The 16519-nt window shown below is 36.6% G+C and carries 14 protein-coding genes; 9 read left to right on the forward strand and 5 right to left on the reverse strand.

Annotated features, from left to right (window positions below; all coding sequences use genetic code 11):
- Window positions 1-16 precede the first annotated feature (16 nt).
- From aat to fliS, 3 genes are all read left to right on the forward strand, one after another.
- Window positions 17-721 (forward strand): leucyl/phenylalanyl-tRNA--protein transferase, encoded by a 705-nt coding sequence (gene aat / locus BT999_RS01585; protein WP_072695791.1) that lies wholly within the window; start codon window positions 17-19, stop codon window positions 719-721.
- A gap of 252 nt (window positions 722-973) precedes the next feature.
- Window positions 974-2854: a flagellar filament capping protein FliD gene (gene fliD, locus BT999_RS01590; protein ID WP_072695793.1), complete on the forward strand. Its 1881-nt coding sequence runs from the start codon at window positions 974-976 to the stop codon at window positions 2852-2854.
- Between the two features lie 51 nt (window positions 2855-2905).
- Entirely contained in the window at window positions 2906-3616 is a 711-nt protein-coding gene (fliS, locus tag BT999_RS01595; RefSeq protein ID WP_072695795.1) for a flagellar export chaperone FliS, read from the forward strand.
- A gap of 637 nt (window positions 3617-4253) precedes the next feature.
- Here fliS and BT999_RS01605 read toward each other — a convergent pair.
- The 4 genes from BT999_RS01605 to fusA form a co-directional block, all read right to left on the reverse strand.
- A complete protein-coding gene (locus tag BT999_RS01605) occupies window positions 4254-4709 on the reverse strand; it encodes a hypothetical protein (protein ID WP_072695799.1) in 456 nt (151 codons plus the stop codon).
- Window positions 4710-4712: 3 nt separating this feature from the next.
- Window positions 4713-5177 carry a hypothetical protein gene (locus BT999_RS01610; protein ID WP_072695801.1) on the reverse strand — a complete coding sequence of 155 codons (465 nt, stop codon included), beginning with the start codon at window positions 5175-5177 and terminating at the stop codon, window positions 4713-4715.
- Window positions 5178-5357: 180 nt separating this feature from the next.
- Complete coding sequence (locus tag BT999_RS01615; protein WP_072695803.1) at window positions 5358-5852, reverse strand: outer membrane lipoprotein; 495 nt, start codon at window positions 5850-5852, stop codon at window positions 5358-5360.
- Between the two features lie 189 nt (window positions 5853-6041).
- Entirely contained in the window at window positions 6042-8108 is a 2067-nt protein-coding gene (gene fusA, locus BT999_RS01620) for an elongation factor G (RefSeq protein WP_072695805.1), read from the reverse strand.
- Between the two features lie 497 nt (window positions 8109-8605).
- On the opposite strand from fusA, the gene BT999_RS01625 reads away from it, so the two are divergent.
- Window positions 8606-9400, forward strand: coding sequence for a TatD family hydrolase (locus BT999_RS01625; protein ID WP_072695807.1), 795 nt, complete (start codon window positions 8606-8608; stop codon window positions 9398-9400).
- Window positions 9401-9420: 20 nt separating this feature from the next.
- On the opposite strand, the gene BT999_RS01630 is transcribed toward BT999_RS01625, so the two are convergent.
- A complete protein-coding gene (locus BT999_RS01630) occupies window positions 9421-10344 on the reverse strand; it encodes a metal ABC transporter solute-binding protein, Zn/Mn family (protein WP_084650539.1) in 924 nt (307 codons plus the stop codon).
- A gap of 155 nt (window positions 10345-10499) precedes the next feature.
- Here BT999_RS01630 and ispG point away from each other — a divergent pair, with 155 nt between their 5' ends.
- From ispG to rfaD, 5 genes are all read left to right on the forward strand, one after another.
- Window positions 10500-11642 (forward strand): flavodoxin-dependent (E)-4-hydroxy-3-methylbut-2-enyl-diphosphate synthase, encoded by a 1143-nt coding sequence (ispG, locus tag BT999_RS01635; protein WP_178139300.1) that lies wholly within the window; start codon window positions 10500-10502, stop codon window positions 11640-11642.
- 90 nt (window positions 11643-11732) lie between these two features.
- Window positions 11733-13457, forward strand: coding sequence for a proline--tRNA ligase (locus BT999_RS01640; RefSeq protein ID WP_072695810.1), 1725 nt, complete (start codon window positions 11733-11735; stop codon window positions 13455-13457).
- A 73-nt stretch (window positions 13458-13530) separates the two neighbouring features.
- Window positions 13531-14115, forward strand: coding sequence for a YqaA family protein (locus BT999_RS01645; protein WP_072695812.1), 585 nt, complete (start codon window positions 13531-13533; stop codon window positions 14113-14115).
- Between the two features lie 363 nt (window positions 14116-14478).
- Window positions 14479-15381, forward strand: a complete 903-nt coding sequence (locus tag BT999_RS01650; RefSeq protein WP_072695814.1) for an Mrp/NBP35 family ATP-binding protein — start codon at window positions 14479-14481, stop codon at window positions 15379-15381.
- A gap of 80 nt (window positions 15382-15461) precedes the next feature.
- Window positions 15462-16442: an ADP-glyceromanno-heptose 6-epimerase gene (gene rfaD / locus BT999_RS01655; protein WP_072695816.1), complete on the forward strand. Its 981-nt coding sequence runs from the start codon at window positions 15462-15464 to the stop codon at window positions 16440-16442.
- The last annotated feature ends 77 nt before the right edge of the window (window positions 16443-16519 follow it).

A 16519-nucleotide genomic window follows, 5' to 3' on the forward strand; every position in this document is an offset into this window, starting at 1 on the left:
TTGTTTTAGGTGAGCTGTGTTTTTACTTTCTCGAAATACTGTTGATTTTCCTGATCCCGCTTTGGCTGATGAAGACGGAATCTTGGCTGTTGGCGGAGATTTAACTCCTGTTAGGCTTTTAACGGCTTATTCCTTGGGTATTTTTCCTTGGTATAACGAAGACAGCCCGATTTTGTGGTGGCACCCTGATCCACGCTGTGTTCTTTTTCTTAATGAGTTTCACCTGCCAAAGAGCTTAAAAAAAGTGATCAACGCCGGAACGTTTGAATTGCGTATTGATACGGCTTTTGAGGCGGTAATTAAAAGCTGTGCAAATAGTTTTAGACCTAATCAAGAAGGTACTTGGTTGACTCAAGAAATGCAACAAGCTTATTTACATTTACATAAGCTCGGCTTTGCTCATTCTATAGAAAGTTGGCAAAATAACAAACTTTGTGGCGGAGTTTACGGCGTTGCTCTCGGTAATATTTTTTTTGGGGAATCTATGTTTTATAAAGAGCCAAACGCCTCAAAAATCGCCTTTTACGGTCTTGTTACTTTGTTAAAAAAGTTAAATTTCAGGTTGTTGGACTGTCAGCAACGTTCTGAAAATGTCTTACGTTTTGGGGCAAGAGAAATTTCTCGCCAAGCTTTTATGCAAGAACTCTCAAAGAATATGTTAGAAGAAACGCTAAGAGGTAACTGGACTATATATAGAGACTCTTGCACAATAGTCTCGTAGGCTTTCGTAAGAAAGACACTACAACATAGCATAAAACGATAAAAAAAGCACGCAAAACGAAATTTTGCAATGGGTCTTATATAAAGAACAGTACCTATCAAAAAAGTTTAATTTGCCGAAAAGAACTTTATAAAAGCTTTAAAATAAATTTTACTTATATTTTTTTAAAAAAGCTTTTTGGGCATGCTTCTTGCTTTCAGATAAAGATGTTATAGATATAAGGAATTTTTTTCTATATCGAAGGAGTAAATTATGGCTGACTATACTTCCGGCGGAATGGCCGGCTTGGTGCAAACCAATAAGGATTATGATTTTAAATCAATGATTGCACAATTGCGTAAAATCGAAGAAATGCCGGCTCGTAAGCTCATTAAATGGAAAAAAGACTGGGAGACGAGAGTAGCGGGTTTTAAAGACTTAAAAGATTCGTTGACAACCTTAAAAGATAGTCTTGCAAAATTAAGCACAATTGACAAGTTTATGGTTAAGAGTGCGGCTGTGTCAAGCACTTCTGTTGCCGGTGTAACCGTTGGTGCACAAGCTCAGGTTGGAGACTATAACCTTGAAGTTTTTCAACTCGCCAAAAACGCAATTTCTGCTTATTCCTCTCCACAGTTAACCAGTAAAACAACAATTATTAATGATTCCGGTTCTAACCAAATTTTTGAATATACATATAACGGAACAACAAGAACAATTAATATTCCAAGCGGGTCAACTCTTAACGATTTAACAAACTTGATTAATAACGATGCGTTAAACCCAAATGTAAGGGCTATGATTATTCAAAATGGCAGTCAGGTTAGCTTTCAGATAAGAGGAATGGATCTTGGTGCCGGAAAAACTCTTGATATTACTCCCAGTACAAATATTAGTAACGCAGCAGGAGTTAACTTTACCAACGCTGCTGAGTGGACACACCAAGCTCCGCAAGATGCCAAATATCGCATAAACGATTGGCCGGCTCACCCTAACTGGTTGTTGTCTTCGTCAAACACAATTGAATCAGTTGTTGAGGGTGTTACTTTTTCATTGCGTTCAGCAGGTAGCACAACCGTTACTGTTCAGGCAGATACAGCGAAAATAAAAGAAAATATTGTGTCTTTTATGGATATGTATAATACCTTTAAACTTACATATCAGGCGTTAACCGCTGTGGACAGCACAAAACAGACAAAAGATCCGTCATTGACCGACTCTTTGTTTGATATGCAACAAGGTGGAGTTTTAACCGGTAACTATGTTGTACAATTGTTAGGTTCTCAAATCAGCCAAGCTTTGGTTGGTGCGGCTAAGGGGTTTGTAAACGGAGGAAATACTCCGCCACCTCCGGGGCTTGAGACCAGTCCCTATTGGGACCCATATTCAAGTTTGGCAAGCATTGGTATTATTACTGATCCAGATAAAGACAGCACTACTTTCGGGCAGTTGATTTTTGATCCTGATCTAAGTAAATATGGTGGTGTAAATCCGCTTGATGAAGCGTTGCGTACTAACCCTATGGCGATAGCGGAACTATTTGCCGCAAAAGATACAGGTAAAACAGATACCAATAATTTTAGCTTTGTAAATACCTTGCCTGGTCTAACGCTCGCCGGAGAATATTCTGTGGAATATGACATTGATGGAGCCGGTAGGGTCATTAATGCAAAAATAGATGGTAAGCCGGCTATTGTCGACGGAGACGGAAAAACAATAGTTGCCGGAGACCGTTCATCAGGAGCTTATGGTTTAACTCTTGAAGTTAATAACCTGACACCAGGAGCTGGATATACCGGAAAAGTTTTTGTTAAACAAGGTAAAGCCGCTGAATTATATGAAGTAGTTGCACGTAATGATACTGTTCCCAATCCGTCTGACCCGGATCATCCTTATACATTTAAAGGAGCTATCGCCCGTATGGACGATCTTATAGCTCAATATGTAGGGAAAGACAGCTCTGATGTTTCTCAACAGGGGATCATCATGAACATTGAGAAAAAAATATTGAAAGAAGAAGAAAGGCTTGCTAAGTGGGAAAGAACAACCACCGCTAAGTTTGCCAGACTTGAATCTACCCTTTCTTATTACAACAGTATTCAAAAACAGCTTGAATCTCAGATTAAGACTTTGGGTTCAAGCAGTAGTAAATAATCAAAATTGATAACGAGTTAATATAAAAAGTTTAATTAAAGAGATCAAAAGATGCAAAAAGTTGCTCAGGCATATCTTCAAACACAAGTTAATACAACCTCTCAAGGGGCGTTACTCCTTATGTTGTATGATGGTGCAATTAAGTTTTTAGTTCAAGCTAAAGAGAAGATGGCGGAAAAAGATTATGCCAAAAAAGGCATTTTAATTTCTAAAGCTATTGATATTATTTCAGAACTTGACGCTTGTATTAATATAGACAGAGGTGGAAATATCTCTGAAAACTTACATAGTTTATATCTTTTTTGTAATACAAGATTGTTAACTGCAAACCTCAGAATGAACCAAAGTTATATTGATGAGGTTATTAAGATACTGGAAGGACTGCGTAGTGCTTATGCGTTTATTTTAAGCCCTGCCGATAATGCGACTGCTACTGCGAACCTTTCGGCACAAGCCGGTATAAGCGAAATTGCAAAAACAAACGTGCCTGTTCAAAGCAGTAATGTTACCTTACCGACAAATATGAAAAATGTGGCAAACTATACGTCAGTATATACAACTTCATCAGAAGGAAATAACCCAAACGCCATGGCTTCTTTACAATCGGTTGCCGATCAACAGGAAATTGTTGAGGCTTTAAACAAAGAAAAATCTGTTAAAGAAGAAAGCGGCAATGAAGCAGAACAAACACAACCTGTAGCAAGTGTTGCTACTCGTAATAATGTTGCCAATATGTATCGCCGTTTGCAAACCGGTAATTAATTAGAGACTCTTGTGAGGATTCGGGGGTATCCCCGAAAACGAAAAAAAGTACGCAAAACTGAGTTTTGCAATGGTCTTAATTTAGTTGTAGAAAATTATATAATAAATTTAAACCTCTTGTTAAAAATAGATTTAACGAGAGGTTTTTTATTTTATAACAGCCGGAAAAGTTTTCAGCTTTTTTTGATATAACCAAAAAACAATAATATTTAGAACCGTAAAAAATAATATAAAGATAGAGCTGAAAATTAAAGATAAAAAACCGCTGAGAAGGCTCCTTAAGATTACTGTAATTATACTTAAACTCGTTATGATTTGTTTGATATTTGATGTGCTTGTGAGTGGTTCTAGAAAAAGACCATTTAACTCAATTATTACACCAAGCAAAATTCCGCCTAAAAAAGGAATAAAGATTGATATAATAAAGCCATAGAAACAAAGTGAGATAAGGCGAGTATCTGATTTAATCCATTTTTTAAACAACACAAAAAATAATATAGCGGAAAAACTATAAGGTAAGACCATTGGAATATATTGAGCGTAGTTAAATTTATTGAGAGTTAATATAATAAAATTTCCCAATAAAAGATTGATAATTACTAAAGTGTAATAAATCTGATTAGCTCGCATATTTTTTCTAAACCTTGTTGTGATTATGAGCTGAATTTTTTAACATGATTTTATAATACAAAAATAAGCCTATTGTGTTGATAACTATAAAGAAAGCAATAAACCAACCGGCGAATATAGAACCTAATAACGCACCAACCAAAGAGATGAATATGTTTTTAAATATATGTAATATCAAAGCCCAAACGCCGTGAAAAGAAAAGTCGCTTATGCTCATTCCAAAGAACACTAAGAAAAAACCACAAAGTGCAATAAGACAGGAAATAATCGGACCATAAAAGAAGCATTCTGATGCCTTGTTCTGAGGGTGGTCGATAGACTTTTTAAAAAATGTAAAAATAAAAATTGCCGAAGTCGAAAAAGATAGGTGTAAGAGCCAGTCCGATTTTATATTGAATAAAATTATTTCACCAAACAACAAATTAACTATCATTAAGCCGTAATAAATTTTGTTAGCCGTCATATTTTAAGACTTAAGCTTTGTGTTGTCGTTATTAAAAGAAGCTTGCCTTAAGAATTCTTTGCGGTATACAAAGAAGCCCAACGTATTGATTACGCTTAAAAAACCAATAAGAAATAAAGAACTTATAATCGCTATTATTGATAAAAGGAAGCTACCTGCTACTATTCCCTTTATTATGTCTAAAAAAGAGCTTGTGTTGTGATCGACTTTAATAAGGGCGGAAAAACCAATAAAAAAGCCTGATAATGCCGGTATAAGAAGGCTGATGGTTGGACCATAAATTAGAGCCATAAAATTATTGCGTTCTGTTTCAATTTGTTTTTTTAACAACATAAACAGAAAAATTGTGGCAATAAAGAGAGATATGGGAATAGAAGGCGTATCAGCTACGTTTTCAAACCAAGCGTAGAGTTGCACACAAATTAAATTGATTGTGATTAATCCGTAATATAAATAATTTGTTGTCATTAATATTTGTCCTCTTTTAAAAGACCATTACAAAACGCTGTTTTGCGTTATTTATCATCGTGTTATACTCTGTTAGATACTCTTGCACAGTAGTTTCTATTAAAAATAAGCTCAAATAAAAATACGTTGTTAAGATAATTTTAACAACGTATTTTTATTTATAAAGTTTATAAGAATCGATTAGTTTTTAGACTCTGTTCCGCCACCGCGAACTCTTACAGAACCGTCGTTTCCGCTGAGAATGCGTACTCTGTCGCCGACTCTTAAAGCACGTTCAGCATCGCCAAGCTCTTGGACAACAGCAATTTTTTCATTCGTTCCATCAATAGAAACAACGATTTCAATAGCTTGTCTATGGTTAACTCGGCTTTCAATACCTGTTCCGATTAGTCCGCCGATAATGGCTCCGCCAAGAGTGGTGAGAACACGTCCTGATCCGCCACCCATAGTATTACCAACAACACCACCAACAACTGCACCGCCTAAAGAACCAAGACCCGAGGGGTTATTTTCTATAACGGCGTCTTCAATTGCGATAATGTGTCCCATTCTTACTGTTTGTGATCTGCGAGTTTCCGATGAGTTAAAAGACCCTCCTGTTTGAGAGGCACAAGCACCCAAAAGTAAGGCAAACAGACAGATAGTCGAAAAGATTTTTATTTTGTTAAAAAACATAAATACTCCGATATTAGATAGTTTATATGAAATAAATATAATTCTTATAAGCCTGTTTTCACTTGTCGTCAACGTTATAAGATAACAATATGAATAAATTTTTTACGGTTTGTGGCTTAAATATAAAAAACTCCGCAACATATCAAACATAACATTTTAATATATTTTGGAGTTTTCAAATTAAGAAACTTATTCGTCTGCTTTATTCTTTTTATATTCGCCTACAACTTTTTCAACAACCTGAGGCGGAGCTTCTTCGTAATGAGAAAACTCTAGGGTAAAGGTGCCTTGTCCGCCTGTCATTGAGCGTAAATCAGAAGCATATCGCAAGATTTCATTCATGGGGATATGAGCTTTAACTTCGGTTATTCCGTCTATGGAATCAGAGCCAAGAACTTTTCCTCGTCTACTTGATAAATCGCCGATGATATCGCCCATAAATTCATCAGGTGTGGAAACCGCCATAGTTACAATAGGTTCGAGTAAAACCGCTTTGCATTGTTCCATACCCTTTTTAAAGGCAAGAGAACCGGCAATTTTAAACGCCATTTCAGAAGAGTCAACAGTATGATAACTTCCGTCATAAACTTTTACTTTACAGTCTACAATCGGATAACCTGCGAGAAAGCCTCTGGCGGCTGATTCTTGAATACCTTTGTCAATCGCCGGAATATATTGACGTGGAATTACTCCGCCGACGATAGCGTCTTCAAACTCATAACCTGTTCCACGAGGAAGAGGCGAAAGCTCTATCCAACAATCTCCAAACTGTCCTTTTCCGCCACTTTGTTTTTTATGACGACCTTGAACTTTGGCTGTTGCTTTAATTGTTTCACGATAAGGAACTTTTGGTGTATTAAGAATAATATCTACTTTATAGCGACGCTTTGCTTTTTCAACCGCAAGCTCTATATGTAGTTGCCCCATACCTGAAAGCAGAATATCGCCGGTTTCGCTATCTCTCGTTAGTTTAAGGGTAATATCTTCTTCTATTATTTTTTGAATAGCACTGTAAACTTTGTCTTCATCGCCTTTTTCTTTTGGTTCTAAAGCATAAGAAATTAAAGGTGCCGGTAATTTTGGCAGGGCGACTGTAAAAGGTGATTTTTCATCACAAAGTGTATCGCCTGTTTTGGTGTTTTTAAGTTTGGCGAGTGCAACCAAAGAGCCCGGACCAAAAGCCTCTTTGACTTGAGTTTGTTCTTTGCCTACTAACAAGACAGGCGTTCCTAGTCTTTCTGTTTCGCCACAACTCATATTTTTTAGAGAAGATTCCGCACTAATTTGCCCGGAAATTACTCTTACGAGATTTAATTTTCCCGTGAATGGATCAGAAAGTGTTTTAAAGACAAAACAACTTGGCGGAGAGTCGGCTTGAGAGGCTCTGGAGGTATCTTCCGTTCCTTCAAAAGGAGCATGATCAAGAGGAGAAGCTAAAAGGTTTTCAATAATACTAAATAGTTGTTCTCCACCTTTGTTTTCAAGGGCAGAACCGGCAACAACAGGAATAAGATTTCCGCTTAAAACGCCTTTTCTTAACCCTTGTTTGATATCCGTTTCTGACAATGAACCTTCTTCAAGGTATTTTTCCATGAGTTCTTCGTCGCTTTCGGCGATATTCTCAATGGCAACATCTCTCAAGAGTGTAATTTCGTCGTTTAGTTCACCGGGAATATCTTTTTCTTCGGCTTTACCGTTTTCAGCTATAATAAGAACTTTGCCTTTTAAAACGTCTATTAAGCCTTTTATTTCTTGGGGTTCTCCGTAAGGCACAAAAAGAGGAACGGTTTTCATTCCGAGTTTAGCGGATAAACCTTGAAAGGCCTTATCAAAGTCGGCTCGGTCTCTATCAATTTTATTAATAAAACAACAAGCGGGGAGTCTGGCTTCTTTTACTGCCGCCCAATGTTTTTTGGTTAAGGGGCGAACGCCGTCAACGGCGTCAATAACAAAGATAACGGAATCAACGGCTTTTAATAAATAAGCCAAATCGCCAATAAAGTTGTTTCCTCCGGGAAGATCTAACATGAAGTGGCGTGCATCGTTATGAATAAAAGTGGCGAGACTTGGTTGAATACTGCCGTGGCGTTTTATTTCTTCCGGTTCATAATCGAGGCTGGTTGTTCCTTCTTCTATTTTTCCAAGACGTTTTGTTACTCCCGCTTGAAAAAGCAACATCTCAGCAATTGAAGTTTTTCCGCAACCACCTGTTCCGATAATGGCATAAGTTCTTTGAGCATCAAGATTATTGGGCATGTTTATCTCCCTTAATAATTGTTTTGTATTTATAAAATTTTATTATTAATAAAAGCTTGCTCCCGAAAATATTAAGTTATTATTTATACTCTATGAATTTATAAAGAAATTTGTCAAGCTAAAAGTCTTGGTTGAATAATATTTATATCTGTTTATAGTTCTGTTTAGCTTAACAAAACGTATTTTAGGTAATTTATTTGGTTATTTGAAATAAATTTAATTGAGACTATTGCGGGGCTTCGGGGGGGCAACCCCCGAAATAAAAAGACGCTGAGTTGGCTTTGCCTGCCGGTGGACTTGCGGGGCTTCGGGGGTGCAACCCTCGAAATAAAAGTAAGAATTTAATTCCCCAGTAAAATTAGTGGTCTTTGTGATGTAAGACGTTTCATGCTATTTGCAAATAGAGCATAAAACGATGAAAAAATACGAAAACCTGAGTTTTGCAATGGTCTTTAACTAGATTAATACGAGATAAAAAAGATTAGGAGAATAATAACTTGAACGAACAAGAAAAAATATATGTTGGCGGCTTTGATTCTCATGCTCATTTAGATATGAAAGAGTTTGACGGTGAAATTATCGAAACCGTTCAACGGGCAAAAGATGTTGGAATAATCGGTATAACCAATGTTTTTTTAAGCCCTAAAGCGTATTATGCCAAACATAAGCTTTTTGAAAATATCCCTGAAGTTGTTTTTACTCTGGGAATTCATCCGTCTGATGCACACAATATTAATGACGATACTTTGTCAGAGATGAAAAAAATCTTTTTGGAAGAGCCGCGTTTAAAAGCAGTAGGAGAAATAGGGCTTGATTATTATTGGAAAGATTGTCCGCAAGATATACAACATAAAGTTTTTAAAGAACAATTGCTATTAGCCAAAGAGTTAAATAAGCCGGTTGTAATTCACAGCAGGGACGCTTTTGAAGATACGGTAGATATTTTGTTGGATTTAGGCTTTTCTCAATACCCTTTGTTGTGGCATTGTTTTGGCGGTAATATTGCTCAAGCGGAAAAACTTTTAGCTCAAGGTTGGGATATTTCCGTTCCCGGTGTTTTTACTTATCCTAAAAATATTGAGTTAAGAGAAACTGTTAAACATATTCCCTTAGATAGGTTACATCTTGAAAGCGATTGTCCTTTTTTGGCACCACAAAAATATCGTGGAAAAAGAAACGAACCGGCTTATTGTTTTCAAACCGCAAAAATGGTTGCAGAAACTTTAGATATAGATCTGGCAGAGTTATGGAAACGTACGGGAAAAAATTCCCAACGTTTTTTTAATGTATAAACCTGAATAAAAAAAGTATGTTACTTGCTTTGCACTAACGCCTTGGCGAGTTTGATTAATTCTTGGTCTATGTTTTCAGATAACGGGTCAATTTCTATAACTTTTATGTTAAGATGGTCGGCGATTGTTTTGGCTGTTCCCATCGGAAAGCCTTTTTGCACGATCATAAGTTTTACCTTTTCTTTTTGTGCAAGTTTTGAGAGTTCAACTAATTTTTTGGGGTTTGGTTCTCTACCTTCTTGTTCAACAACCAGCTCTTTTAAATTATAATCTTTGGCAAAATAATTGAAAGCAGGGTGGAAAACGATAAAAGTTTTTTGTTCAGGCTTAAGTTTGGCGAAAATGTTTTTTAACTCCTGATCAAGTTGGTTTAATTCAGTAGTAAAATCAGCCAAATTTTGGTCTAATTCCTCACTTAAATCGGGATAACGTTCTTTTAAGGATTTTGTTGCGGTTTGTGCCATGATTTTTAAGTTGTTCGGGCTTGTCCAAATATGTGGGTCGATATTGCCTTCATGTTCGTGTTCGTGGTTATGTTCATGATTTTCTTCGTGTTCATCAAGAGGCAAAAGGGCGATGTTTTGATTTAAACTTATTTCTTTTAATTGTGGATTGAGTTCTGTGAAGCGTTTAAGCCAAACTTTTTCAAAGGGTAAACCTATGCTGAAATATATTGATGAATTGTTTAATTCCATTAATTGCTTGGGTTTGGGTTCAAAACTATGTGGATCTGTTCCGGAATTTATTAAAACTTGAATATCTGCATGGTTTTTCAGTAGTTTTTTTAAGACAAATTTTTCAGGCAAAATGCTGGCACTAACTTGTTTTTTTTTGTCTGCTTTATCTGTTTGAGGCGTTAGATTGCTTTCTGCGAAAGCGAGAGAAAACAGAGTTAAACAAGTTAAGCATTGTAAGAATAAAAAGGAAAATATATATTTTTTCATAATTAACTCCTTGAGTTTTCAAAGACAAAGCTTGCGAAAGCAATAAATTGTCTGGCTAAGATTTATATTTTGTGTTAAGGAAAAAAGCTGTTTTAAGTTTTGAATAAACAAATAAATTAATTAACACAGTATGTCCTATGTTAAAAATAAATGCAATCAAAACAAGGCGTAAGACTAGAAGTATCCGCCTAGGCAAACTTTTTATCGGTTCTGAATATCCTATTGTGTTACAAAGTATGACTAATACGGATACCAGAGACGTTGAGAAAACTTTAGCCCAGATTCGAGAACTCGAAGAGGTAGGATGTGAAATAGTCCGCTTGGCGGTTATTGATGAAGATGCCGCTCAGGCTATTAAAAAAATTCGTTTAGAGACAAAAATACCCTTGGTCGCCGATATTCATTTTGATTATCGTTTGGCTTTAACTTGTCTTAAAAACGGAATAGACGGTTTGCGTATTAACCCGGGTAATATAGGCGGAATCAGAGAAATTGATACTTTGGTTTCTGCTGCAAAAGATTTGGGAGTTCCTATTCGCATAGGAGTAAACTCAGGTTCTGTGGAAAAAGATTTGTTGGAAAAATTTGGCGGACCAACGCCCGAGGCTATGGTTGAAAGTGCCATGCGTCATGTGGGTTTATTGGAAAACAGAAATTTTGACCAGATTAAACTTTCATTAAAATCATCATCAGTTTTAGATACGATTATCGCTTATCGTCTTTTGGCGGAAAAGTGTGATTATCCTTTGCATATCGGAGTTACTGAAGCAGGGCCGGGATATAGAGGTGTTGTTAAGTCTTCGGTTGGATTGGGAATTTTATTGTCAGAAGGTATAGGCGATACGCTTAGGGTTTCGTTAACCGCCAATCCTGTGGAAGAACTTCCCGTTGCTTGGGAGTTATTGCGTTCTTTGGGGTTAAGACAAAGGGGGGCGGAACTTATCTCTTGCCCTACTTGTGGGCGTACTGAGCTTGGTTTAATTGAACTTGCCAATTTGGTTGAAAAATATATAAATGAACAAAGTCAGGCTTTTTTATCGTCTGATCTACAGGCTTTTTCTATCTTTTCAAATATGAAAATAGCCGTAATGGGTTGCGTCGTAAATGGTCCCGGTGAAGCAAAAGAAGCGGATATTGGAATAGCCTGTGGACGCAACAAAGTACATATTTTCAGGAAAGGTAAAATTTTTCATGTTTTGCGTAATGAAGAAATTAAAAACGAAATAATTATCGGGCTGTTAAAAGAAGAAACAGCTCTTTGTATCAAAGAGAAGAAGCCAGAAATTGAAAATAATTGAGAAAGTCTTGTTTGTGTACTTAAAAATTTGATCTTTAATCTCTAAAATCATCTTAATAAAAATAAACGTTAATAAATAGAGGATAAATACATGCGTTTTACCCAACTTTATGCCCCAACTTTAAAAGAAGCCCCTGCTGATGCGGAAGTTATTAGTCATAAATTAATGATTCGTGCCGGAATGATTCGTAAACTTACCACCGGAATTTATTCTTACCTGCCGACAGGTTGGCGTTCTATTAATAAAGTAGCTCAAATAGTCAGAGAAGAAATGAATAGGGCAAACGCTCAAGAATTGCATTTACCAACGGTTCAGCCGGCGGATTTATGGCAAGAAAGCGGGCGTTGGGACTTTTACGGTAAAGAGCTTTTACGTTTTAAAGACAGGCATAATCGTGATTGTTGTTTAGGGCCGACTCACGAAGAGGTTATTACAGACCTTATTAGAGGCGAAGTACGTTCTTATAAACAATTGCCTTTAAATTTATATCAAATTCAAACTAAATTTAGAGATGAAATTCGTCCTCGTTTTGGTTTAATGCGTGGGCGTGAATTTATTATGAAAGATGCCTATTCTTTTGACGTTAATGATGGGGCTGCGGATAAAAGCTATTGGGCGATGTTTGACGCGTATCAACGCATTTTTACTCGTCTTGGTTTAAAATTTAAAGCTGTTGAAGCCGATTCCGGTTCTATCGGCGGAAGTTTTTCACATGAGTTTATGGTGCTTGCCGATACGGGTGAAGATACTATTGTTTCATGTTCAGCTTGTTCTTATGGGGCAAATGTTGAAAGAGCCGAGGTTAAGCTTAGAGCCGAAGTGAAAGAACTTAAATTGCCCGAAGCTGTTTCTTTTGTCTTAACTCCAAATAAATTTTCTGTGGCTGAGCAAGCGGAACATTTAGGTTTAGCGACTTCTGATATTCTAAAAACTCTTATGTGCGTCGCCGATGGAAAACCTGTTGCCTTTCTTGTGCGTGGAGATCGAGAGCTAAACCTTGTTAAAGCGAAAAATTTGTTGAATGTTGCCGTGCTTGATTTAATGCCAACAGAAATGTTGTCGGAATTTTTTGGTGCAATGCCGGGTTTTGTTGGTGTGGTGAATCTGGAAATACCTGTTTACGCTGACTTGGAATTGCAACTCAAAGATGGTTGGATAATGGGAGCTAATCGTATAGATACGCACTATTGCAACGTAAGTTTACGCCGTGATGTAAAGGTTATAACTTACGCAGATTTAAGGGAAATAGATATTAATGACCCTTGCCCCCGTTGCGGAGCCGCTCTTGAATTTCCTAAAGGTATAGAAGTTGGGCATGTATTTAAACTTGGTACTAAATACAGTAAGGCGTTAAATGCCAATATCTTAGATGAGAATGGCAAAGAAAAACCAATTATTATGGGTTGTTATGGAATCGGGGTTACGAGAGTCGTGGCTGCCTGTATTGAACAAAATAATGATCAATATGGCATTTCTTTTCCACCTGCTATAGCTCCTTATGAAATAGTGGTTATCAATCTTGATGTTAAATCAGAAGAAGCGACGAAAAAATCCGAAGAAATTTATGAAATGTTAAAGAATAAAGGCTTTGATGTCTTACTTGATGATAGAAATGATCGTGCCGGAGCAAAGTTTAAAGATGCCGATTTAATGGGAATGCCCATACAAATCATTATTGGCTCAAAGGCGTTGGCAAATAATATTATAGAAGTTAAAGACCGTTCTAAATATGAAAAAAGCGAGTTGAATGCCGGTAGCTTTGAGCTTGAATTTGACGCTTGGCAGGCCCAAGTTTACTCTCGCTGGGGTCTTTAATTTTTTTAAGATTAACTTTGTGTTGATTTTTTAATTATAGCTGTCTTTTAACATATTTATAATTCAGGATATTATGAAACTTTTTGACCCTTTAATGGCGTGGGTTTGGCGTGTTTCGGCGAAAGAGGGTGCTGTCAAAGCTCTTGCTATTTTATCTTTTTTAGAATCTATTTTTTTCCCTATTCCGCCTGACTTGCTTTTAATTCCTTTAGCTTTATCTCAACGAGAAAAAGCCTTTAAGCTTGCGTTTATCACACTGATTAGTTCTTTATTTGGTGGTATATTTGGTTATTTTATCGGTTATTTTTTTATGGACACCATTGGCATTAAGATAATGAACTTTTATAACTTTGAAGCTCAGTATCTTACAATTCAAGAGTGGTATACCAAATATGACGCTTGGGCGGTTGCAATAGCCGGGTTAACGCCTGTTCCTTATAAACTTTGCACTTTAACCGCCGGTGCTTTTAAAATTAACTTTTTTGTGTTTATTGTGGCTTCGACTCTTAGTCGAGGGTTGCGTTTTTTTGCGATTGCCGGTTTGATTTATGTTTTTGGAGAAAAAGTTCGCTTTTTTCTCGAAAAGCGTTTGGATTTAGTCATGATTATTTTGTTGATTTTAGGCGTTTTGGGGTTTGTGGCTTTAAAGTTTACTTAAGCTGATATTTAAGATAACCTATCACAATCTAGCTTATATAATTGAGGCTATTGCACAATAGTCTCTACGTGGCTTCCGCTAGGAAGACACTCCCAAAAATACGAATAAGGACACTAGGCTGGCTTTGCCTGCCAGTGGACTTGGGGGCTTCGGGGGTATCCCGCGAAACAAAGGGCAAATTTAATTTTCCTGTAAAATGAGTGATTTTTGTGGCTTAATACGTTTTATACTATGTGTATACAGAGCATAAAACGATGATAAAAGCACGCAAAACGGCGTTTTACAATGGTCTTTAATTGTTGTTAAGCAATTTTTAATCTTAATTTAAACGTTCTATTTATTTTAAATATAAAGGTAATTTTTATGAATGAAATAAAAAGCAAATGTGGCAGTTGTAAAGAAACCTCAGGTTCTTCGGCTTGCGGAACTTGTAGCTCGATGAAAAAAAGTAGCAATGATGACCCTATTAGCCAACAAGATGCAATAATCAATCAAACTTTGTCTAAAATTAAATATAAACTCTTTGTTATGAGCGGAAAAGGCGGAGTCGGAAAAAGCTCGGTTACCGTTAATATTGCTGCCGCTTTGGCGGCTAAGGGGTATAAAGTCGGGATTTTAGATGTTGATATTCATGGTCCGAGTGTCCCGGGGCTTTTGGGAATTAGAGATAAAGGTATGGAAGGAAGCGAAGAGGGTATAGAACCTGTTGCTTACAATGAAAATTTAAGCGTTGTTTCCATGGACTCTTTGTTGGAAAATAAAGATAGCGCTATTTTATGGCGTGGCCCAAAAAAGACGGCCGCCGTACGCCAGTTTATTTCTGATATTAAGTGGGGAGAACTCGACTTTTTAGTGATTGATTCACCTCCCGGAACAGGCGATGAACATATGACAATCTTAAAAACCATTCCTGATATTTTAAGCGTTGTTGTTACTACCCCTCAAGAAGTCTCTTTGGCAGACGTCAGAAAAGCCTTAAATTTTTTGGAAACGGCACACGGCAAAGTTTTGGGTGTTGTGGAAAATATGAGCGGACTGGCTTGCCCCCATTGTGGAAAAGAAATTGAACTTTTCAAAAAAGGTGGCGGAGAACTTTTAGCCAAAACACAGGGGCTTAACTTTTTAGGGGCTATTCCTCTTGATCCGGCAACGGTTATTGCGGCTGACTTAGGCGTTCCTGTCGTGCTTTTAAAAGAAGATTCTGTTGCAAAACAGAGCTTTTTAAATTTAGCTCAAAAAATTACAGATGCTTGTAAAGCGTTATAAATAGACGTTTATAAACTTTATATCGAGAGCGTTTTAACATAGCTTTTTTAATATTAATCAATAAAGTTTTAGGAGTTGTTATGTATATTATCACAGGTGGTGCCGGTTTTATTGGTAGTGCCATGCTTTGGGAGTTAAACAGGCATGGAATTGAAAACGTCATTATTGTGGATAACCTTGCTCATTCTGAAAAATGGAAAAATTTAGTTGGCTTGCGTTATACGGAATATATCCACAGAGATGACTTTGAAGATATGTTAAAAACAGGCAAGGCATTATGGCGACCTAAAGGCGTAATTCATCTTGGAGCTTGTTCTTCTACGACTGAAACAAACGCTGATTTTTTAATGAAAAATAATTTTGAATATAGTCGTTTGGTTTGTAAATATGCTTTGCACCACGGAGCACGTTTTATTAACGCAAGTAGTGCTGCAACTTACGGAGACGGAACTCAAGGGTTTAACGACGGCTATGGAAAAATTGAAAACTTGCGTCCTTTAAATATGTATGGTTATTCAAAACAGCTTTTTGACCTTTGGGCAAAACGAGAAAAACTACAAGAGAAAATAGTTAGTCTTAAATTTTTTAATGTTTATGGGCCAAACGAATATCATAAAGGCGATATGATGAGCGTTGCTTCAAAAGCCTTTAAGCAAATTAGCGAAGGTAACCCTTTAAAACTCTTTAAATCTTATAACCCAAAATATGAAAACGGTTGTCAGATGAGAGATTTTGTTTATATTAAAGATTGTACGCGTATCATGTTTAATTTACTTGAAAACTCTGGAGTTAACGGTCTTTTTAACTTGGGTTCGGGTAAGTCTCGTTCTTGGCTTGACTTGGCAAAGGCTGTTTTTGTGGCAATGGATAAAAAGCTGAATGTTGAATTTATTGAAATGCCCGATAGTTTAAAAGAAAAATATCAATATTTTACCGAAGCCAATATGCAATCTTTACACAGTAAAGGGCAAGAGTTTTTGCCGACTTTTGATTTAGAGTCCGGTGTTAAAGACTATATCGTTAACTATTTAGCTACTGATAATAAATATTTATCAGTATAATCCGTTAATAAAAAACATTGATTATATTGTTGATTAAGGCTATACGGATAATAAATCAACAGACTGTTATTATTTGA

Source organism: Desulfovibrio litoralis DSM 11393 (genome assembly GCF_900143255.1).
Taxonomy (GTDB): domain Bacteria; phylum Desulfobacterota; class Desulfovibrionia; order Desulfovibrionales; family Desulfovibrionaceae; genus Frigididesulfovibrio_A; species Frigididesulfovibrio_A litoralis.